Consider the following 244-nt stretch of genomic DNA (forward strand, 5'->3'; position numbering starts at 1 on the left):
TCGAAGATAACGAACGCGTCTGTCTGGTGGGCCGTAACGGCGCGGGTAAATCCACGCTGATGAAAATCCTCAACCGCGAGCAGGGGCTGGATGACGGCCGCATCGTGTACGAGCAGGATCTGATTGTCTCCCGCCTCCAGCAGGACCCGCCGCGCCATGTCACCGGCAGCGTGTACGACTTCGTGGCGGAGGGGATCTCTGAGCAGGCGGAATACCTGAAGCGCTATCACGAGATTTCGCATCT

1 protein-coding gene is annotated in these 244 nt (G+C 60.2%); it reads left to right on the forward strand.

Annotated elements, in window-relative coordinates; genetic code table 11:
• Window positions 1-244: ATP-binding cassette domain-containing protein (locus tag ABFY71_RS19095; RefSeq protein ID WP_347947457.1), on the forward strand; the 244-nt coding region annotated here is incomplete at both ends.

It is taken from the genome of Devosia alba (genome assembly GCF_039938915.1).
GTDB classification, from domain to species: Bacteria; Pseudomonadota; Alphaproteobacteria; order Rhizobiales; family Devosiaceae; genus Devosia; species Devosia alba.